The sequence below is a fragment of the Burkholderia cepacia genome (assembly GCF_001718835.1).
Classification (GTDB): Bacteria; Pseudomonadota; Gammaproteobacteria; order Burkholderiales; family Burkholderiaceae; genus Burkholderia; species Burkholderia cepacia_F.
The window spans coordinates 2315630-2336877 of the sequence record NZ_CP013444.1 but is presented as its reverse complement, the minus strand read 5'-3'; the positions used below and the strand labels follow the sequence as shown (position 1 = coordinate 2336877).

General features: G+C 55.0%; 14 protein-coding genes. 9 read left to right on the top strand and 5 right to left on the bottom strand.

The features are described from left to right. Positions 1–107: 107 nt before the first annotated feature. The 3 genes from WT26_RS30265 to WT26_RS30255 are packed head-to-tail and all read right to left on the bottom strand — an operon-like array spanning position 108 to position 5835. Entirely contained in the window at positions 108–3209 is a 3102-nt protein-coding gene (locus tag WT26_RS30265) for an efflux RND transporter permease subunit (protein ID WP_069271481.1), read from the bottom strand. Next, positions 3206–4333, bottom strand: coding sequence for an efflux RND transporter periplasmic adaptor subunit (locus tag WT26_RS30260; protein ID WP_069271480.1), 1128 nt, complete (start codon positions 4331–4333; stop codon positions 3206–3208). The genes WT26_RS30265 and WT26_RS30260 overlap by 4 nt, the downstream gene beginning before the upstream one ends. Before the next feature lie 26 nt (positions 4334–4359). Beyond that, positions 4360–5835: an efflux transporter outer membrane subunit gene (locus WT26_RS30255; RefSeq protein ID WP_069271479.1), complete on the bottom strand. Its 1476-nt coding sequence runs from the start codon at positions 5833–5835 to the stop codon at positions 4360–4362. A 169-nt stretch (positions 5836–6004) separates the two neighbouring features. On the opposite strand from WT26_RS30255, the gene WT26_RS30250 reads away from it, so the two are divergent. From WT26_RS30250 to WT26_RS37790, 6 genes are all read left to right on the top strand, one after another. After that, complete coding sequence (locus tag WT26_RS30250) at positions 6005–6691, top strand: response regulator transcription factor (protein ID WP_060293156.1); 687 nt, start codon at positions 6005–6007, stop codon at positions 6689–6691. Positions 6692–6694: 3 nt separating this feature from the next. Next, positions 6695–7795, top strand: coding sequence for a HAMP domain-containing sensor histidine kinase (locus WT26_RS30245; RefSeq protein WP_069271478.1), 1101 nt, complete (start codon positions 6695–6697; stop codon positions 7793–7795). A gap of 649 nt (positions 7796–8444) precedes the next feature. Further along, on the top strand, positions 8445–9206 hold the full coding sequence (locus WT26_RS36695) for a response regulator (protein ID WP_080485781.1): 762 nt from the start codon (positions 8445–8447) through the stop codon (positions 9204–9206). Between the two features lie 126 nt (positions 9207–9332). Continuing rightward, on the top strand, positions 9333–10151 hold the full coding sequence (locus WT26_RS36690) for a MipA/OmpV family protein (RefSeq protein WP_080485780.1): 819 nt from the start codon (positions 9333–9335) through the stop codon (positions 10149–10151). Positions 10152–10388: 237 nt separating this feature from the next. Next, positions 10389–11318 (top strand): SDR family NAD(P)-dependent oxidoreductase, encoded by a 930-nt coding sequence (locus tag WT26_RS36685; RefSeq protein WP_080485779.1) that lies wholly within the window; start codon positions 10389–10391, stop codon positions 11316–11318. A gap of 282 nt (positions 11319–11600) precedes the next feature. Continuing rightward, positions 11601–11975 (top strand): hypothetical protein, encoded by a 375-nt coding sequence (locus WT26_RS37790; protein ID WP_155123257.1) that lies wholly within the window; start codon positions 11601–11603, stop codon positions 11973–11975. 127 nt (positions 11976–12102) lie between these two features. Here the strand turns inward: WT26_RS37790 and WT26_RS30240 are convergent, their stop codons facing one another. Further along, a complete protein-coding gene (locus WT26_RS30240; RefSeq protein WP_069271477.1) occupies positions 12103–13410 on the bottom strand; it encodes an ATP-binding protein in 1308 nt (435 codons plus the stop codon). Then, positions 13410–14135, bottom strand: coding sequence for a response regulator (locus WT26_RS30235; RefSeq protein WP_069271476.1), 726 nt, complete (start codon positions 14133–14135; stop codon positions 13410–13412). The genes WT26_RS30240 and WT26_RS30235 overlap by 1 nt, the downstream gene beginning before the upstream one ends. Before the next feature lie 406 nt (positions 14136–14541). Between WT26_RS30235 and WT26_RS30230 the strand changes: the two genes are divergently transcribed. Genes WT26_RS30230 through WT26_RS30220 form a run of 3 tightly spaced genes read left to right on the top strand, consistent with a single transcriptional unit; the run spans position 14542 to position 20252 of the window. Beyond that, complete coding sequence (locus tag WT26_RS30230; RefSeq protein ID WP_069271475.1) at positions 14542–15654, top strand: efflux RND transporter periplasmic adaptor subunit; 1113 nt, start codon at positions 14542–14544, stop codon at positions 15652–15654. Between the two features lie 9 nt (positions 15655–15663). Further along, positions 15664–18840 (top strand): efflux RND transporter permease subunit, encoded by a 3177-nt coding sequence (locus tag WT26_RS30225; protein ID WP_069271474.1) that lies wholly within the window; start codon positions 15664–15666, stop codon positions 18838–18840. Further along, the gene (locus WT26_RS30220) at positions 18837–20252 is read left to right on the top strand and encodes an efflux transporter outer membrane subunit (protein ID WP_069271473.1); all 1416 of its coding nucleotides are present in this window, start codon (positions 18837–18839) and stop codon (positions 20250–20252) included. Before WT26_RS30225 ends, WT26_RS30220 begins: the two co-directional genes overlap by 4 nt. Positions 20253–21248: the final 996 nt, after the last annotated feature.

Below are 21248 nucleotides of genomic sequence, written 5' to 3'. Positions count from 1 at the left end.
CGTCTGTGGAAAAATGCTGCAATTGGATGATGGCACTACTCAATTTGATCTGTTTGAATGGCGCGATCCCCGGAATTCCGTGCGTCACTCTGCAAGCGGGAAGTTATTCACGGCGATCTCGCATCCATTGCCGGAGCGGTAATATCGGTTCGCCTCTGTCGTTTGAAAAGGCGCCGTAGTCGACGCTCGAAATTGTCCACGTAGGTATAGCCGACAGGAATGATGACGAGGCTTAACAGGGTTGAAGCGAGTAAACCGCCGATCACTACAATGGCCATCGGCTGACGAAAGCTCGGCTCCGCACCGAATCCGAATGCATTGGGTAGCATGCCTGCTGTCATGGCTATGGTCGTCATTAGAATGGGCCGAGCCCGTTTGCGGCAAGCGTCCATTACTGCCTGTAGCCGGGATAAGTGGTGTTCACGCCTGGCGATCACAACATAGTCGATCATTAGAATAGAATTTTTCGTAACTATACCCATCAGCATCAGAAGACCGATGAGCGCGGGCATAGAGAAACTCATGTGTGTTGCAAGCAGCGAGAGCAAAGCGCCGCCGAGTGACAAGGGGAGCGCACCCAGGATGGTGATCGGCTGTGCGAAATCGTGAAATAGGAGCACGAGCACTGAGTACACACAGAAGATGCCAATCGCGATGGCAGTACCGAAGCTGTCGAACAATTCAACCATACGCTCGACTTCACCTTGCTGTACCTGATGGACGCCAGTTGGCAGATGCTGAAGCGCGGGCAATTGCTGCGCTTCCTTGTTGACTTCGCCAAGCGTTCGTCCATTAAGCTCGACCGATAGCGTGATATTGCGCTCACGATCGATGCGGTCAATTTGCGACGGCCCACTGCCAATGGAGAATGAGCCTACCGAGTCCAGCGCTACACTCCCATGGGTGCCGGGAACGCGTAGCTGGCCGATAGTGGCCAGATTTTGCCGCAAAGTCGGATTGACGAGCGCGCGTATGGCAATCTGTCGTCCAGGTAGATTCAGTTTTGGCAACATCGTCGAGTAGTCACCGTAGGTGGCGATCCGGACTGCATTTGCTGCGGCCTCAGCCGTTACGCCGAGGGCGGCGGCACGTGCGGGATCGATCAGGAACTGCACTTCGGGGCGCTGCAATGCAGCAGTGGACGTAACGTTACCAATGTCGTGAAGTGATCGTAGTTGGGTTTCGAGTGTAATGGCTGCTGCCTCTAGGGAGACGGGATCACTACCTGCAAGTGCGATCTGCAATTTCTCGCCGTTTCCGCCATTGTTCACTGAGATTCGAGTGCCAGGCAGCTCGCGTAACCGCACGCGAATCGCCTCCTCAACCTCCGATTGCTTATGGTTGCGCTGGTTGCGCGGAACCAGATTGACTATAAGCGTCGACGTGCGTGCGTCTGGCGCGCTACCGCTAATGCTGATGGGACTGACGTTGTCACTGGAACTGCCCACGGAGGCGAAGATACTCGCGACCTCAGGTAATTCACTAATGAGTCGGCTTGCGTGCAATACCGCGGAACGGCTTTGCTCCAGGGTACTGCCCGGCGCCAGCTCAAGCTTGACCTGTGTCTGCGAATTGTCCTGTAGCGGGATGAAGCCGGTTTTCAACACCGGAACCAATCCAAAAGAAAACAACAGGAACACGACGACGGAGATCATCGTCTTCCGTCGCTCGCGGAGGCACGTGCGAATGCAGCACAGATAGCGCTGCAGCAAGACTCCATCACGCTTCATATTCCCGGTACCCTGCATCAGGTAGGCAGCCATCATCGGGGTGAGCAAGCGTGCGACTAAGAGCGACATCACCACGGCTGCGGACGCAGTTACCCCGAATTGCCGGAAAAGCAGCCCGGGAATACCTGGCATAAAGGCTGTCGGTAAGAATACGGCCACCATGCTCATCGTCGTGGCGATGACGGCCATGCCGATTTCCTGGGTCCCATCCATGGCCGCCTGGAACGGCGTTTTGCCCATCCGCAGATGGCGCTCGATGTTCTCGATCTCGACGATCGCATCGTCGACCAGAATACCGACAACTAGCGAGAGTGCAAGGAGGGTTATCGTATTCAGAGAATACCCGGCCAGATGCATGACGCCGAACGTAGGGATGACCGACAGCGGAAGGGCCGCTGCGGAGACTAGTGTGGCCTGGCGGTCGCGCAGAAACCACCAGACCACGACGACGGCAAGCAGGGCACCCTCGATTAGCATGCTCATCGAGCCTCTGTAGTTGTCTTCAATCGGAGCTACAGTATTGCTTGCCTCGACGAGATGCACCTGCCGATGCGCAGCGGCAAACGCGGCTATGGTCCGGCGTACTTCGTTCGTTACGGCCACATCGGAATTGCCTTTGGCCCGTGTAATCTGCACGCCGATGATCGGCTGTCCGTTTGAGTAGGCGTACGTTGTGCGCTCCGCCGCGCCGTCGGTGACACGTGCAATCTGGTCGATCCGTACTCGGCGCGCATCTCCGGTAGCGATTGTTAGCGCCGCAACGTCCTGCATGGTATTTACGCCAGTCAGCGTGCGCGCGGATTGTCGCTGGCCGCCGATGTCACCCTGACCGCCGGAGCGCTCACGCTGCATGGCCTTAAGCTGGTCGGAAATTGTTTGTGCTGTGATGCCGAGACCAGACATCGCCGCAGGGTCCAGCTCGATACGTATCTCGCGGTCGATACCCCCAATTCGCTCAACCTTCGATACGCCTTTGACCGCTAATAGCGACTTGGATAACTCGTCATCGACAAGCCAAGAAAGGTCCTGCTCGTCCAGCGTAGCGGAGCTGGCCGAATAGGTAAGAAGGGGCGACCCGGCCGTGTCGAGTTTTGACACGGTCGGTGCAGCCATCTCAGCTGGTAAATCGGCGCGCGCACTATCCACGGCGTTACGCACCTCCGTCAGTGCGGCTTGTGGGTCCTTCTCCAGCTTGAACGTCACGCCGATACTCACGCTACCGTCGACGATCTTCGTTGTGATATGGTCCAGCTTAGAGAGTGAGGTTAACTTATCCTCAATCTTTCGGGCTACTTCGTTCTCCAGTTGCGACGGGGCCGCACCTTCGAGCGTCGCTGAGATGTTGACGGTGGGCAGGTCCATTTCCGGAAAATCCTGGACTTGCAATTTGTGAAAACCGACTAGGCCGCTGATCATCAGCAAGATAAAGCAAAGTACTGCTGGAACGGGATTCCGAATTGACAAAGAAGAGATGTTCACCGACTACCTCTTGGCGGCGTCGTGGAGGCCGTAAGCGATCGCTCGGTGTCACCACTGTGTTTTCGAGGCTGGGCAATATCGACGATCGAGCCGTCGGACAAAAATTCACCGCCGCTTTCGACTACGCGCACGCGAAATGGAAGATTCGTCAGGATCTCGCAGCGACCGCCGCGATGGCGTCCCGCCACAACGGGGAGTCGTGCAACTGTCATGCCGTCTGAATTGAGCGCGTAGACGTACGTACGACCGTCGCGCGACACCAGCGCAGACTCTGGCAACGTCAACCGTCGCGTCTCGCCAAGCTCGATGTCGCCACTTGCGAACATGCCAGGTTGTGCATCATGCCCGTTGAGCGCGACATATACGATGGCTCGGCCAGTGTTGGTCGAGATCGTGGGCGACACCAGACGGACTTTTCCGTTGACCACCGTACCGCCTGATAGCGTTATGCGAGCCGCTTGACCGGCGCGAATGCGGGGCAATTGCTGCGGGCCGACCTCGGCTTGCCATTCGATGCGTCCTTTGCGGATGATGCGGAACAGCTCGCTGCCGGCGCTTACAACATTGCCGAGTAGCGCCGAACGCGACGAGATGGTGCCCTCATCTACGGCGATGATGCGAGTCTGCGAAAGTGTGATTCGCTTGCTCTGTAACTCGGCTTCTGCTGAGTCGAGGGCGGCTCGATTGACGGCCTCGGTGTTGCGATATTCGTCGATTTTCTGGTTCGATATGGCTCCACTTTCGGCAGCCAGCTTTGTACGTTTCACGTCGGACTCGGCCTGCGCCAAATTGGCCCGAGCCTGTGCAACTGCTGCCTGCTGCTTGTGCAAGTCCGCAGTGGCTGCGGCGTCTGCAAGCTGTGCGAGTAGTTGGCCTCGCTTTACTTCGTCACCGACGTCCGCGTGAAGTTCGGTGATGCGCAAGCTGCCCGTCTCGGCGCCAATCACTGCTTCTTGCCAGGCGGCCGTGTTCCCGTTGGCCTCGATGGTATCGGGCCATTGCATGTACTGCGGTTCGACCACGCTTACGGTCAGCGCGGCGCTACGCCTTTGTGATGTAGCCGCGGGCGGAGCACTGGGTTTCAGCAGCCATACGGAGCCACAGGCTGCGAGAACGATTGCCATCGATGCGACGCGTCGTGATCTCGGGTTCACTGCGAGGGCCCTCGTAGTGCGACGGATGCTACGGCCGCAGTGGATGTCGTGGCGTCGCTGGGCTGCCAGCCGCCGCCTAGCGCCTTGTAGAGTGAGATCCAGTTGCGGACGCGGTCCCGACGTAATTCGATATAGCTGATCTCGGACGTAGTTAACGAGCGGCGTGCCTGCTCGCGGGTCAGAAGCGTGTCGAAGCCGGCCTGCCAGTTGATTTCGATAGCCCGGTCGTACAGACGGTATTGTTCGGCGGCGCGTCGAGCATCGTCGCTGCGGCGCGCGGCGCCTTCCAAGTCTGCGAGCGCTACCTCTACTTCTCTAATCGCGCTGCGCACCAAGCTGCGGTAGCTGGCGAGTTTCTTGTCGTAACTCGCTTGTGCCGAATCTACGGCGGCCTTGCGCTTGCCTGCGTCGAACAGTGGAACAGACAAGCTCGGTCCGAACGACCACGTAGACAGTGGGGACGTTAAATTCGTAGCTGAGAGTTCGATCGAGCCGGAAAGTGAGAGGCTCGGGAGGCGCTCGGCACGTGTTTGCCCGATCGTGGCGTAAGCGGCTGCGACTGCACGCTCGGCCGAAGCGAGGTCGGGCCGCTTCCTGACCAGGTCAGCAGGAGTAGTTCGTATGATGAATGCCTCAGGCTGTGGTAAATCCGGTGCATCCGGCCTGTCGACGAGCGCGCGCAACTTTGACTCATCAGTACCAGTGAGTTCCACCAGGGACTTAACAAGTTCATCGCAGGTCACTTGCTGCTGCGTGGCCGTGGCACGGGCACTAGCCGTGCTGGCTTGCGCGAGATAAGCGTCGGACAAAGGCGACATACCGGCGGCGACCGATTTCATAGTTACATCTTCCGTCTTCGCGTACGATGTTGCGGATTCTTGGTAAGCGTTAGCGAGTCTGCGGCATGCCCGGTACTGGACATAGTCATCCGCAACCTCGGCCGCAAGCGAAACTCGTGCGTCGTGCCAGTCGTCAATACTGGCTTCGAACTGCGCTCGCGATGATTCGCGGCTTGAGCGCACTTTGCCGAACAGGTCGAGCTCCCACGTGGCGTCCAATTTGCCGCTGCGAGTGGTTGCAAGACTCGTTTCGACGACATTACCAATTGCAAAGGAGGACTTGGCACGCGTCAGCGAGCCGCTGCCGGTTAGTGAAGGCGACGCCTCGGAGTTTTTGGACGTCAGTGTGGCTCGCGCGTCGTCGATATTGGCTACTGCTTTCATGAGCGTCGGACTGTCGATTTCGGCCAAGCGTACCAATTCCGCAACTGCTGGATCGTTGAAATGACGCCACCAGTCAACTAGATTGGTCATGCTCCCACCATGCGGCAGTTCAGCTTGCCAGCTAGCAGCTGCGGCGACTGACGGCGTTTGATATTGCGGTTGCAGTGAGCAGCCGCACAGTGCGACGCAATCGACAGCAGCGATCACAATAATCCAGGTGCGAAGACACCGGATATGCTCTAGTTCCATTGGTGAACAACTCCCTGGCTCAGTCCGGGCGGAGGGATACCATTGTCCAGATGGCCCAATCCGGCGCGGTATGATTGGGTAAAGTTGTGTAAAGGTTGGTGGGTGAGACCTTCCCGCGCTGTATTTGCTACGCCATACTCAACGAATGATGAATCCCCCGCGATACTCGATGACGCCGGTGTTGTTGGTAGACGACGACGTCGAATTGACTGGCATGCTGGTGCAATACCTTGCACATGAAGGTTTTGCCGCGACGGTCGCGCACGATGGCGAGGCCGGTGTAGCACGTGCGCTGACCGGAGACTTCTCCATTGTGGTACTCGATGTGATGATGCCGCGTGTATCGGGTATTGACGCGCTGCGACGAATTCGTGCGGCCAGCCACGTGCCGGTGTTGATGTTGACGGCGCGCGGTGACGACATCGATCGTATTTCGGGCCTTAATCTTGGCGCCGACGACTATGTGCCGAAGCCTTGTACGCCCGGAGAACTTGTTGCTCGGTTGCGGGCTATTCTGCGTCGCGCTACAAGTATGGGCGAGGCATGTCCCGCCGTACCGCTGCAGGCAGGGTCATTGGTCCTTTGGCCTTCGAGTCGCCGCGCAACTTGGCAAGGAGAATTGCTCGAACTGACGGGGGCGGAATTTAACCTACTAGAAATTCTGACGCGTCACGCCGGGCGATTAGTTAGCAAAACCGACATTTCACTTCAGGCTTTCGGACGGCCGCTGGCGCGCTTCGACCGCCGCATCGATGTACATATCAGCAGCATTCGCCAGAAGCTGGGCCAGCGCCCTGACGGGCAACCTTGGATCATCAGCGTACGTGGCATGGGTTACCAATTGCTGACGGGCTGATTCATGAAAGTGCCGCTTGGACGTTTGTTCTGGAGATGTTTCTTAATGCTTTGGCTTTCCATGGTGGCGGCCTTTGCGTGTGCCGGATTCTATATCCACGTAGTCGGTCGTACCCCACCTCCGCCGGGACAGTTTGCACCCGCGCTTCTGCTTATCCCAGTGCTGTCCGGCGGCATGGTCGCTTTGCCGGTGGCTTTTTCGCTGGCGTGGTATCTGTCTAAACCGTTGCGGCATTTGAGTCTCGCGCTGCGCGACGCGGCGCGAGCGCGCTTCGAAGTGCGGGTCTCACCGGTGCTGGGATCCCGATACGACGAATTCGCATTTCTGGCTCAAGAATTTGACGATATGGCCTCGCGTTTACAGCACGGCCAAATGCTGCAACGGCAGCTGTTTCATGATGTATCGCACGAACTGCGTTCCCCGCTGGCGCGGATCCAGGCTGCGATAGGTTTGATGCAGCAAGATCCAAAGATGGCGATAGCGATGGCGGAGCGCATCCGGCAAGAAACGGAACGGCTGGATAGGTTCATTGAGGAATTGCTGACGCTCCACAAGCTGGAGGCTGGCGCCATGGACCCGGTGCGCGAGCGCTTGGATGTGATTGAACTGTTAAACGATATTGTGCAGGACGCAGCATTCGAAGCACGGGCACGGGGCTGCAGGGTCCAGTTGGAGGCACCTTGTAGCTTTGTCGCGGATGTGGTCGGTGAGCCGATCTATCGGGCTTTAGAAAATATTGTACGAAATGCCGTCAGATATACGGCGCCGAATACTGTCATTGAGATTCGGGCGCATACGACGAAGACTCTCGCCACAACGGATAGCGGTGTCCCTTGGCTTGAAATTTGCGTGGGTGACAGGGGGCCTGGCGTGCCACTGGAATTGTGCGAAGAAATCTTCGAGCCATTCCGGCGCCTTGATCAATACCACCACGCCGCACCGGCACACTCGATTCCCGGCAGTGGCCTTGGGCTGGCAATTGCTCGGCGCGCATTCGGTTTGCACGGCGGGGATATTTGTGCAACGCCTCGCGAGGGAGGAGGTCTCCTGGTTATCGCACGTTTGCCGGGCGGTGCGGCGGCAGGCAACGCAGCGGCGTATTAGAGCGACGCAACGGACTTTGCCTGCGACACAGTCGCAGCGCGCTCGATCTAGCCAAAGTGTGGTGCTCCGATTCACCGGCATGCTGGATCTTCATCCAGTGTCCATGCCTTCCAGTCATTATCGACTTCTGAAAATTCAGTGCCTTAACGGCTTTGGGGAATCGGCGACGTTCGCAATGACAGTAATCGCGAACGAGGCGGTATGGCTCTTGGACAGAGACACGCTGTAGCCACCGACTCAAGAGATATGGGCATATAGCGGCACAATCTCGGCTCCAGGTCTTTGCATTCAAGCCATAATACAGTAAGGGGGGGTGCCACGTGGCGTATTTTGGGACGTAGATATTGAGATTATGGTGCGTTCGAGCTTGCAATGTCCTAGATGCGATGCTGGTGCAATGAGATATCTATGAGTATATCGTGCACCACCGAGTAATATTTCGGCACCAGATCGGAGCAAAATCGTCGGGTTATTCTCGTCCCTATTGTATGTCCATAATTTCGCCTTGGTAACGATATGTAATTGTGGCGAACAATGAGAAACCTACGGTGAGAATTGTGCGGTTACATTGACCAGTGTGACGTCCGCCTTTGAAGGAAAGATTGGATAAAAGGGCGTTTTATCCCGGCTCCTGTCTTCGGGTTTTACGATGGTTGAGGTTCAAATGAACGTCTTGCTGATTGATGATGATGAGGCATTGCGAGATCTTCTGAGGGAATTTTTCCAGCAGAATCGGATCGAGTTGTCCGTATTGCATCAAGCAACTACGCTGCAAACGCGACTCCAGAGAGAGCGACCTTCAATTATTGTGCTGGACGTAATGTTGCCCGGAATAGATGGACTTACAGCGCTAAAGCAGTTGAGAATGTCCGGCGATAATATTCCCGTCATTTTACTAACGGCAAAGGCGGAAGGCGTCGATCGTGTCGTGGGTTTGGAGTTGGGTGCGGACGACTATCTAGGCAAGCCCTTTATGCCTCAAGAGCTCCTGGCGCGTATCAAGGCGGTGCTTCGACGTCATATGTTTCCCGCGGGGAAGGGGAGGCCGAATCAACCAAGTCCGGTAAAATTTGGAGACTATGTTCTTGACTTTAACGCACGAACTCTCTGGCGCGGAGAAGAGTCAATTAAGTTAACGACTGGGGAATTCGCGTTACTTGAAATATTTGCTCGAAATCCCTTGCAGGCACTATCTCGATCTGAAATTCTGACATTGCTTCACGGTTATGAGGGGCGATTCACCGAGCGCGGAATTGACGTACCAGTTTGGCGGCTGCGTCGACTGATTGAGAAAAATCCGACAGACCCGCGTTTTATTCAAACTATTCGTGGTATTGGATATATGTTCGTCCCGTCGGGAATGCCGGGTGAAATGGATCTTTCCGAGCCTGTGCGGACAGGAGGTTGTTAATAGAGGGAATGAATGGCGGTGCTTGTTTGATGGAGTCAGAGCGCACTGATGGTAAATTGTTTCCGCTACTGTGGATGCTGATTTGCTGATGTGCCGTTTAATTGAGGATATGGGTGTAGGAAACGTATGAAAAGAATGAATCCAGTTAGATCGCTAAGTTTGTGCGTCGGTGCTTGGTTTGTATTGTTTTCGGGCCAGACATATGCGACCGATGAATTCGATGTAAGTCCGAGTTCGGAGAATTCGGGGTTTACGATTCTGAGCAATGCTACGAACGTGACGCACTGGGGACTGGGAGCTGGAGTCGGTGTCGTCGCGTCACCATACAAGCAGTATGGCAGTAAGGTATCGCCGCTTCCAATGATAAACTTTGATAACAAGTGGGTTCGGCTATTCGGGACCTCTGTAGAATTAAAGGTTGGCCAATGGGGCGGTGTAGGGTTGGGATTACGAGCACAGTATGCGATATTCGACGGCTACAAAGCTTCAGATTCGCCGGTTCTTGAGGGTATGCAGAAACGCAGTGGCGCTTTTTGGTATGGTCCTGCAATGGTGTGGCGTACCGGATTTGGCATATTGTCGAGTGAGTATCTGGTAAGTGGAAATAAGGGGCAACGAGCGAACATTGGATTCGGCACTCCATTTTCGTTCGGAAGCATTTCTGTAGAGCCGCACGTGAATGTGCAATGGTTGAGCGGCAAGTATGTTAACTACTATTACGGTGTCAGATCGGATGAGTCTAGGTCGGGGCGGGCTCAGTACAATGGCGCGTCGACGATAAATGTGTCACTTGGTAGTCGATTTGCGTATAACATTGACAAACATCAGTCCATTACGCTCGATGTCGGCGTCACACGGCTCGGTAGTGGTATTACCGACAGTCCGCTAGTTGGCAAGCGATTTGTTCCTCAATTGATGGGCGGGTATGTATATCAGTTTAAATGACCGATCGCCTTGCTGCGTTGCCTTCATGGAAGTTATGAAATTCTAAAGAAAGGTCGATTTCGGATCGATCCTGGTAATATTATTCTCACTATACGTGAAGAGTCCGGAGGAGATATGTATTCGATTTGTCGAGTGTGTGCGCGAGGGTAATTGGGGTGGTGATTTTTGAGTCCGCTGATTACTTGTTATGTGAATTTACAATTTTATTGTGCTTGATGTCATATTTATTGGGTGGCAATGCATAGATTGTTTGAAATGGATGTGTGTGATCTTGAAGGAAAGGTTGCGGTTGTGACGGGGTTGGATGGCCAATCAGGATGGCGGATAGCTCGCGAATTGTCGGATCGCAATGCGAAGGTTATCCTGGCCTACCGAGATGCGGATAAAGTACCGTTTGCCGCAGATAAAGATTTAATGAATAATGTAACGAGGAATATTTACTTGATTTCGCTTGATATCGCAAAGCGTTCTTCGATTGCGCGATTTGTAGAGATGCTGTACGCAGAAGTGCCGTGGATAGACTTTCTTGTTAATGCCGTAGATGTTGTGCCGAAATCATTGAGTAGAACCGAGGGCGGGTTCGAGGAGAGTTTTTGGATCAATCATCTTGGCATATTCATGCTTACCGGGTGCTTGATTGGAAATGTCAAGGCGGGCGGTCGCGTAATATGTATTTCAGGACATGCTCATCGTCATGCCAAGGGTATTGATTTTTTGGATCCGAATTGGGAAATGCGTCCATATGAGCCATGGCGAGCATACTGTGACAGCAAGCTAGCAAATCTATTGTTTATTTTAGAACTTGCTCGCCGCCTAAATAGGCAGGGCGTCGCCGTGTCTGCGGTTTCGGTTCCTGCTGATTGTATTTCTACCTATCCTCGATACCTTATATGGTCAATGAAAAATTCGAGACTGGGAAGCTATTTCAGACGGATCGCCCGTACATTATTTGAACGAATGGCTGGACTAGATGCATTGCTTCAGCTAGATACTGTGATTTCTTCATGTGTTCGCAGCGTTGACTACATTGTTTGTAGCGGGCACTTCGACATTCTTGAACATCCAAGTCGAGTTAACTGCGTGCCAACAGCGCTAGATCTAAGAAGTGCGCGACAGCTATGGAGCCTTTCGGAGCAGTTGACCGGGGTGAGATTTTTATCAAAATAAAATTAGCTGAAGCAGTGTGTTTCGCTGTTTGTAGAGCGGACGCTTGTTGCCGCTGACGATTCGCGCGACGCTTCTTCAGTAAATTATATTCGTGTTTGCGACGCCATAGCTTGTTCCGTCGGGTGAGTGGTTGGTTGCGTGGATTGAGTTGAGTGACTATGCTCAGGTTTGAGTGTGAGCGGATATAAAGATAAAGAAGAAAAATAAATTGAAAACTATTGTAATCGAAAAAATCCGCGATCAATGTGAGAATGGTGCCTCATGTTATTGAGGTATCTTGATATGAATAGTCTGAATTTGGAACATCGTATCTCTCAAAGTGGTGAGCATTTTCTCGTGTTAACTGTTCCAGATGGAGCGTTTATCATGGGGCCGGAGAATGTCGAAGCACTAATGGCTGCACTAGCCGAATATCGTACAATCATGCTGCCGGCGGTGAGTGGAACGGCGCCCACTGGCATGTTAGATGCACTGATCGATCCATTGTGTCGAATGACGCCAGATTCGCTCTTCGGGGGCGCGGTATTGCAGATACGGCATCCCGGACTCGGTTGGCTAACGATCAGATTGCCGTCGGATAGTCTGAGGGAGTTGAGCCGTATATCAAGGGTTGTGATGGAGGCGGATTCCGCTGCAGCGGCGTTAAGCGCGCATTGATTCCTACGGCTTCAGGAAGGGACTCGATATACCTCCGTCTCCCTTACGAGGAAAACGAGCGGGATCGAGCATGCAAGTCATGTGCGATCGCGACGAGTCACTCTTTTGAAATTGTCAGAATTTCGGTTTATTCGATTTGTGCGGAGGGGAACATTATTGTGGCGACGAGTCCGGACGGTTTGCGATTGGAGAGGCTGAATGTTCCGCCGTGCGCACGGACTATTTCTCGCACAATCGACAATCCGAGTCCAACGCTGCCCGGGCGATCACCGCGCGCCGGATCGAGTCTTACGAATGGTTCTATTACGTCTTGCAGCTTCTGCTCTGGAATGCCTGGACCATTGTCGATAACTTGAATCGTTATGCGATTGTCAACTTTCCATGCAACGATCTCTACGCTGCTCCCAAAATGGATTGCGTTTTCGAATAGATTGGTGAGAGCGCGCTGCATTGCAGCGGGTCGGCAGAAAAAGGGAATCTTCTCCGGTCCGTCGTAATGAATTGTGGCGCCTGCCTCGTCGTACTCGTCGCAAAGAGTGGCAATGAGTGCGCCAAGGTCAAGCCACTCCTTTTCTTCGAGCTCTTTCCCGCTGCTGAGAAACGCCAACGCAGAAGAAATCATTGACTGCATTAAATCTATATTGCGAATCAGCTTCTCTCGTATAATCTCGGTCTGTTCCATTTCTAATTGAAGGCGCATTCGAGTCAGAGGTGTGCGAAGATCGTGACTAATCGCTGCCAACATTCGCGTGCGATTCTGGATAGACTGCGTAATGCGTTCTTGCATGAGATTAAACGCGTGCGCGGCGCGGCGGACCTCCAGTGGACCTTCTACCTCGATAGCGGCGGCCGACATTGCGCGACCGAACTCTTCGGCTTGTTCGGACAATCGTCGCAGCGGCCGAATCACACGTGCAATTGCCCAAGCCGACATGGCCGCGACACCGACGCACATAAAAATCAGCGCCCCATAAAATGGAAATGTGTATTGCGGCGTCGCGCTTGTCCTCCGGTCCGTTCGGATCTCCAGCGTTCGAGTACCGAGGGGGACAAGTACCTGGATAGAGTGGCGCTGCGTAGCATTGGGGCACATACGGACAGTCAAGTTACGGGTGTTCGACAATTCGGATTTCAGTGCCATCTCCAGATCGCGGCTGTCCTGGGTGACGACATCGCAAGTCCGGGGGTTCTGATCAAGACGTGCCGAGAGTTCAGGTCGCAGAACGGTGGCGATGACCTCGTCGCGGGCGTAATCCGGAATTGGCTGGAGTGTCTCCACGAGACTGGCGATCCGATAGGCCCTTTGCCAAGGCCAAGGCGGAGTGGGCGGTGAATGATATGACAACAACACGATAAAGAGCAGCGCCGTGATGATCGACGCGCATCCGAGAATCGTGAGGATTTGTCCAAGTGTTGTGGAAAGCAGTCGGCGCATTAGACGAACTTCACGTCGGCTTGGAATGCGTAGCCGTCCGCTCGAACGGTGCGAATCGTTTCTTCGAGGGGGTCGTCGCCAGCGAGTTTCCGACGCAATCGGCTTACAAGCAGGTCTATCGAGCGCTCTGAAATTGGGAAATTCCCTCCCCTCGTGAGACGAATGAGCTCTTCACGCGTGAGGACCTGGCGTACATGTTGGCAGAACACGAGAAGCAAATCGGTTTCCGCACCTGTGAGGGGAATACGTAAGCCCGTGGGCGAACGAACGAATCGCCGGTATGGGTAAAACGTACGGTGCGAGAACTGTAAAACTAATTCAGCTGACGACTGGCGTGTATCGTCCGGGGCGGTATTCGGTCGTCGCAGAACAGCGCGAATGCGCGCAAGCAATTCGCGCGGGTCAAACGGTTTGGGCACGTAGTCGTCGGCACCCAGCTCGAGGCCGACGACTTTATCCGTGGGATCATCGAGAGCGGTCAGCATGATGATGCGTGGGCCATCCTTCATCGCATGCAATCGGCGACACAGGCCTAGCCCGTCTTCTCCCGGTAGCATCACGTCAAGTAAAACCAGATCGACATCGACGGAAGCAAGCAGAGCATCAGCCTCCTCGGCACTGTCGGCTACGTGCGTAATGTAGCCCTTTCCCGACAGAAATGTGGCTAGTGGAGAGCTTATATCTATATCGTCTTCGACGATTAGGATGATAGTCGTACCGGTCAATTCGCGTCACCGTGATTGCAACCTTGCTTTGTCCATTCCCTGTCCCCAAGTGGCAGCGCTCGGCACATGTTGGCATGCGCATTGTCGACAAATGTACTACTCCTAGCGCGATTGTTCTGTGTCAATTTAGACATAATATGTAAATTGTCAAAAGAATCAACAACTTAGGTGATATTTGCATTATCGTGCATCACTTCGTCTAAACGTGATGGTTGTACACATGAGCAAACTAGCCGAGCAGTGGATGGGGCGGTGGTTCGCACCAAATTCCGTACTGACGAGCACGACGTTGCGTCTCCGGCATGGCGCTGCGGATCGCCGCCCTCCAAATCGGTTGACAGCATTGCGGTGCGAATCTAGGCGTGCCCCATGCAGGGCAATATCGCTAGTCCTTATTGCATCGCTCATGATCGCTGGCTGCAGCGATCGAAGCGACAAGCTCGGGCTTGCCGGGGCAGCACCTGTTGCGGAGGTCGGGGTTGTGACCGTTGCACCACAGCGGATCGTTGAGCAAACCGAGCTATCTGGACGCCTCTCGGCACTACTTGTGTCAGATGTGCGCCCTCAGATCGGGGGGATTGTCCGCAAGCGATTGTTCACCGAAGGGGCCAACGTAAAGGTTGGGCAGGCGCTTTACCAAATCGATGCTGAATCGTACCAGGCCGCCTATGATCAGGCTCGCGGGACGCTCGCCAAGGCCGAGGCGGCGCTAGCTTCTGCGAGAACGAAGGCCGCTCGCTACGCGGATCTGGTGAAGATCGGCGCGATAAGCGCACAGGACAACGATGACGCGATTGCCGCAGTGCGCGAGGATGAGGCGGATGTACTGGCCGATCGTGCGTCGCTGGAATCAGCTCGCGTCAACCTGAACTACACGCGAATCACCGCGCCGATTTCAGGGCGGATCGGTGCGTCGTCCGTGACCGAGGGTGCGCTGGTGACGGCAGATCAAACCACGGCGCTGGCAACCATTCGCGCGTATGACAGGATGTATCTCGACGTGACGCGCTCGAGCACGGAATGGTTGCGGCTGCGCAAGGCGTACGAGTCGGGGCGCTTACACGGCACTAGCAGGGACGCTGCTGTGCGGCTGAAGATGGAAGATGGCACTGCGTATTCGCACGATGGCGTTCTGCAGTTCTCGGACATTACCGTCGATCAGACAACCGGATCCGTAACCTTGCGCATCATATTTCCAAACCCTGACGGCGAACTGCTGCCGGGGATGTTCGTGCGAGCGCAGCTTGATGTAGGGGTCAACGAAAATGCGTTGCTCGTGCCGCAGATTGCCGTTATCCGTGGGTCCGATGGAGGTGCAAGCGTTTGGGTTGTTGATTCAACAGGTCACGCGAAGCAGGTCGCTGTACGCGCGGAGAATGCATATCGCGACAGTTGGATTGTGTCGAGTGGACTGAAGGCGGGTGATCGCGTGATTGTCGACGGGCTGCAGCGGGTACAAGCGGGTATGGCGGTTCACGTAGTGAGAGATTCGGCTCGTTCCGCGGTGGCGAAGTCGTAAGGAGCGAACATGGCACGATTTTTCATACAACGTCCGATTCTCGCGTGGGTCATTGCGATCGTAATCATGTTGGTCGGTGCTGCGGCAACGACGACATTGCCGGTGGAACAGTATCCGACAATAGCGCCACCGTCAGTGCGGGTGACCGCGACGTATCCGGGCGCCTCGGCTGACACGATTGCCAAAACAGTTACGCAGGTGATCGAACAGAAGCTTTCCGGTATCGATAACCTGATGTACATATCGTCGACTAGCAGCAACGCCGGACAGGCAACTATCACTCTGACGTTTGCGCCCGGCACCAACCCTGACATCGCTCAGGTGCAGGTGCAGAACAAAGTGACTCAAGCGTCGGCGTCGCTACCTGAAACGGTGCAGGAACAGGGCGTGCAAGTGGCAAAGGCCACAGACGCCTTTCTGCTGATTGTGGCCCTCTCGTCACCCGGTGGCTCTCTGAACTCTATTGATCTCGGCAACGTAATTGCGACGCAGATCGAAGACCCGCTGACGCAGCTGACTGGCGTGGGGGATGTCACGCTATTTGGTGCCGAACATGCGATGCGGATCTGGCTGAATCCAGTGCAACTGAAAAGTGTCGGGATGACCGCATCCGATGTGACGACCGCTATCACTAATCAGAATGTGCAGTTGTCAGTTGGCGAACTAGGTGGCGCTCCTGCGACGGGGTCTCAGGCGATAAACGCGACCATCTCGTCATCAAGCTTGTTGACGACGCCAGAGCAATTCGGGGAGATCTTGCTGCGTGTGAATACGGATGGCTCGAAAGTGCGACTAAGGGACGTTGCGCGTGTCGAAGTCGGCGGTGACTCATATGCCACTTCCTCACGGCTGGATGGAAAGCCCACTGCTGCGCTGGCGATCAAGTTGTCGACGGGCGCAAACGCAATGTCGACTGCGAGCAAGGTCCGCGCAAAGCTAGCTGAACTACAACCTCAGCTACCGAAAGATGTTGTGATCAGCTACCCATACGACTCGACACCATTCGTTCGAATCTCGATCGAGGAAGTGGTGAAGACGCTCATCGAGGCCGTGATCCTGGTGTTCTTGGTCATGTACCTATTCCTGCAGAACTTGCGTGCGACGCTGATTCCGACGATCGTCGTGCCAGTTGCCTTGCTTGGAACGCTGGGTGTGATGTCGGTGATAGGTTTTTCGATCAACGTACTATCGATGTTCGCAATGGTGCTGGCGATCGGCCTACTCGTTGACGACGCCATCGTCGTTGTCGAGAACGTCGAGCGGATCATGACGGACGAGCAACTTGATCCCAAGGCCGCGACGGAGAAGGCCATGGGTCAGATTACGGGCGCACTCATCGGCGTTACGATGGTGCTGACCGCCGTGTTCATCCCAATGGCATTCTTCTCAGGCTCGACGGGCGCGATCTACCGGCAGTTCTCGGTGACGATTGTTTCAGCAATGGTGCTGTCCGTTCTGCTTGCAATGACGTTGACGCCGGCACTTTGCGCGACATTGCTTGCGCCCGCTTCACTTGTGCATCACGAGCGCAAGGGATTTTTAGGTGCATTCAATCGATTATTCGAAAAGGCTAACAATGAATACAGTACATCCCTCGCACGTGTCGTCGCGAAGCCGGTGCGCTGGATGATTGCATACGCGCTGGTCACCGGTATTGTTGCTCTGCTATTCGTAACGCTGCCGTCGTCGTACCTCCCGGAGGAGGATCAAGGTTCAATCATGGTCACTATCTCGGCCCCTGTGGGGACTCCGGCATCGAGCACGCTCAAGACTGTCGAGGCGCTCGAGCAGTATTTCTTGAAGCAGCCGGCAGTCGCGCATGTGATGGTCATCAATGGCTTCAGTTTTAATGGACAAGGGCAGAACAATGCGTTTGCGTTCGTGCAGTTGAAGGACTGGAGTCAGCGTGGGAGCGATAGCGCGCAGGCGGTGATTCGCCGAGCCAACGCCGCGTTCTTCAAGCGCCGCGACGCACAGATATTCGTTATGAATCCGCCGGCTATTCAGGGGCTTGGTACACAGAGCGGACTCGACTTCGAAATCGAGGACCGTTCCGGTCTGGGTCACGATAGGCTGCTGAGTGCTCGAAATCAATTTATGGCACTTGCTGCGAAGAGCCATTTTCTTTGGATGACGCGTCCGGCGGGACTGGAGGATACGCCGCAACTCTATGTTGATATAGACCGTGAGAAGGCAAGTGCGTTAGGTCTGTCCATATCGGACGTGAATACGACGCTCTCGACCGCGTTCGGCTCATCGTATGTGAACAACTATATTGATGCGGGGCGCATCCAGAAGGTTTACGTACAGGCCGATGCGCCGTACCGGATGATGCCAGCCGATATTGGTCAGTGGTATGTCCGTGCCAATTCGTCGTCGGGCTCGTCATCTAGCTCTTCGTCAGGTACGTCGACAACGTCGTACGATGGTGAAATGGTGCCCTTCTCCGCATTCTCGACCGCGCGTTGGACGTTTGGACCGCCGCAAATCGAGCGCTACAACCGGGCATTGGCAATGCGAATGAGCTCGCAGACGCTACCCGGTGTCAGTACCGGACAGGCAATGAATGCGGTCGAGAAGCTGGCTCAGCAACTACCCCCTGGTATCGGTATCGAATGGACCGGCCAGTCGTATCAGGAGAAGCTCGCTGGCTCGCAGGCGATCTATCTATACGCAATCTCGTTGCTTGTTGTTTTCCTTTGTTTGGCGGGGTTGTACGAGAGCTGGTCGGTGCCGCTGGCGGTTATCCTCGTAGTGCCGGTTGGTGTGCTGGGGGCGCTGGTGGCCGCTCACCTGCGCGGTCTCGAGAACGACGTGTATTTTAAGGTTGGCCTACTCACAACAATTGGTTTGTCAACGAAGAATGCAATTCTCATCGTCGAATTCGCGAAGGAGCTGCAGGCACAGGGACGAACTGTCATCAACGCGACGCTGGAAGCGGCACACCTCCGGCTGAGACCGATCCTGATGACATCGTTGGCATTCGTGTTCGGGGTACTGCCGCTTGTGATCAGCACTGGCGCCGGTTCGGCGGCGCGACATGCGATTGGGACAGGTGTTGCAGGCGGAATGATCGCCGCGACGGTGCTGGCAATATTCTTCGTACCGGTGTTTTTCGTCGTCGTACGCACCCTGTTCAGGGAACGCGGGAAGAACGATGGCCAGCATGCAGGGGAAGGTGCATGAAAGTTAAAATCCTCGCATTGATTTGCATGGCGGCGCTTGGCGCCTGTTCTCTCGATCCTGTCTATCAGCGTCCGGCTGCGCCCGTTGAGAATTCGTGGCCGACAGGTCCTGCTTACGGCGGCGCGGCGACGTCGATATCGGCAAGGCCCGTCACGAGTGGAGAGAATACGGTACCCGCGGCGGAGATTGTCTGGCGTGACTTCTATCGAGACCCGAATCTGCGCAGACTGATTGCGCTCGCCCTCGAGAACAATCGCGATCTTCGTGTCGCAGCGCTGCAAGTAGCACAGTACGAAGCGAAGTATCGCGTCACGCGGGCCGCGCTCGCACCATCAATTGACGTGAGCGGATCCGTAACGAATAGTTACAGTGGAGGTGCGATCAGCAGATCGAACAGTGTTTCTGTCGGTGCTACATCGTGGGAGATTGATTTCTTCGGGAGATTGAGCAGTCTTAAGCGGCAGGCACTCGAAAACTATTTGGCAACTGATGCGTCTCGTACGAGCACGCAACTCTCGCTGATCGCGACGGTCGCAACCGACTATCTGCAACTTCGCGCTGATGAAGCATCATTGAAGATTGCAACCAATACTGCAAAGGCTGACCAAAAGACTTACGACCTTACGGTTGCCAAAATGAAGGCTGGAAGTGCTTCATTGCAAGATGTGCGGGAGGCGCAGACCTCGCTTGCATCAGCGAAGGCAGATGTTGCATCCTACACGCGCGCGGTTGCACAAGATCTTAACAATCTTGCCGCGGAAATTGGCTGCCCACTGCCGGAAGGATTGGACGATGGTCCGACACTGCTGGACAGCGATGCGATGTTCGCTGACGTTGCCGCTGGGATGCCGTCGGATTTGTTGACACGACGGCCGGATATCATAGAAGCTGAGCACTCGCTGAAGGCGGCGAATGCGAATATCGGTGCGGCGCGGGCTGCATTCTTTCCAAAGATCGAGTTAACTGCTACAGCGGGTACGTCCAGTACGAGCTTGTCGCGATTGTTCAAAGCCGGCACTGGCGCATGGACATTCGCTCCGTCGCTTTCAATTCCGATTTTCGATTATGGAAGTAACAAAGCCACGCTGGACGAGGCGAAAGTCGAGAAGAGCATTTACATAGCGGACTATGAAAAGGCGATTCAGACCGCGTTCAAAGAGGTATCGAACGCGTTGGCCGGACGCGAGACGTATATGATGCAGGTCGAAGCAGATCGCGAGTATGTCAGATCTGCTCAGGGATACTATGACCTTGCGCAGGTGCGCTATCGTATCGGCACTGACAGCTTCCTAACCCTGCTAACCGCTCAGCGCACGTTGTATTCCGCGCAACAGCAACTCGTTACTGATCAGTTGGCGAAGCTATCGAACCAGGTCACGCTTTATAAGGTTCTGGGCGGCGGATGGTCGTAAGCGAAGAATCTGGCTGATATTTGGGGATTGCTATACCCTGTATTGCACAGGAGGCTGGTGCGAGAGAATCGGTGGGCTGTGCAAATTGATTGGTGATCCGGCCGAAGGTCCGCCGCGAGCGCCATTGCAGGGTGCACGACGTCTGCCACCACTCGAGCTGCCACATACTCGACATTCCGACGGATTGAGCGCGTTTGTTCTCGATCTAGGGGGATCCTACCGTAGGCAATTTTAGCCGTGGCGCTGGCGGATTAACTTGACGTAACCGTTGACCTGCCAGCGCGCTTTGATTGTTTGGGCTCGCTTGAGCGCGGCGACGAGCGCGAGCGCCATGTTGATGCGGTGCGATCTACAATGTTGACGTGTTTGAGCGCGGGGGCTCTCTGTACTTGCAACAGGTGTTCGATCTGTTGCACGAGGACGAGTAATGGCCCATAGCTCGTATTGGCCCGCTTGTTCACGAGGTAGCATATTTGCTGACGAAGCCGCCACTGGATTCGTGTAGCTTGATGCTGACGCAAGGAGTGGTGCAAAGCTGGCAGTCCAAGACCGGTTGACTGAAGCCGTTGAAGCAGCCGACGGACAAGTCATCGTGGACTCGAACCCGAACGGAGTGATTGTCGACGCGACGGTGACTGGGGAAGCGATCGACTCCGACTTATTCGCGTCTACTTGAGCGCAGCAGTAGCGTAAGGGCGTCCGACCGAACTGTTTCAAGCGACGACTGAACTAAGATCGCGAGGCGCCAACTTCGACTAGCCACTGCAGCGGGGCAATACTTGCTACGATCACGCTGCGGATAATGCGTTGGCATGTGTGCACAGTGTGATTATCGCGGGCATCACCGTAGGGAAGTTGGAAAGATGATCCGGGCTATGTATCGCTCGGGCGATACACCGAATTCTATACCGTTTACTTTCACAGAGTGGACCCTCGGCATTGATTCCACGGGCCAGTAGATCTACGACACATGCAGTGTCCACTGCGACGTGAGAG